The sequence below is a fragment of the Vibrio sp. 1401 genome (assembly GCF_033340295.1).
This window is the reverse complement of the sequence record NZ_JAWOWF010000455.1, coordinates 1-648: the sequence shown is the minus strand read 5'-3', so window position 1 is coordinate 648 and position 648 is coordinate 1. Positions and strand designations below refer to the sequence as shown.

Genomic DNA, 648 nt, shown 5'->3' with positions numbered 1-648 from the left:
TTTACGAATTTAGCCCTAAAAAAAGGCTCTCAAAGTAGAGAGCCTTTTCTATTTTATCTTTAATAGATGTTCGCACTTTTGTTTAAGAGTGGGCCAACGGCAGAGTTGCTTCGCGTAGCCATTCTTTTACTTCGCCTTCAACAAGCGGGCTGATTTGTTCCCATACTTTTTGATGGTAGTCGTTCAACCAAGCAAGTTCTGGACGAGTCAGCATATCGACATTGATGTTACGTTTATCGATTGGACAGCGCGTCAATGATTCGAATGATAGAACAGGGAAGTCACCGTTAGTCGGTGTTTCAACTACGAGCTCTAGGTTTTCGATACGGATACCGAACGCATCTGCACGGTAGTAGCCAGGCTCATTTGATAGCACCATGCCTTCAGTTAGCGGCACATCAATTTGTTTCTTCGAGATACTTGCCGGGCCTTCATGCACACTCAAAAAGGGACCTACACCGTGGCCAGTGCCGTGGGCGTAGTCATAACCTTCGGCCCAAAGATGTTGGCGAGCCAATGTATCGATTTGGTCACCCCGAGTACCTTTCGGGAAGCGGGCACGTGCCACACCGATATGACCTTTCAGCGCGAGAGTGAACTGCTTGATCATTTCTGCTGATGGCTGACCAATCGCGATGGTGCGTGTAA

Annotated in this window: 1 protein-coding gene; it reads right to left on the bottom strand. The window is 47.7% G+C overall.

The window, feature by feature from the left end; all coding sequences use genetic code 11:
* Nucleotides 1–82 precede the first annotated feature (82 nt).
* Nucleotides 83–648, bottom strand: a 566-nt coding sequence (locus R7Z77_RS26200; protein ID WP_318137158.1) for a M24 family metallopeptidase, incomplete at its 5' end; no start/stop codon positions are given.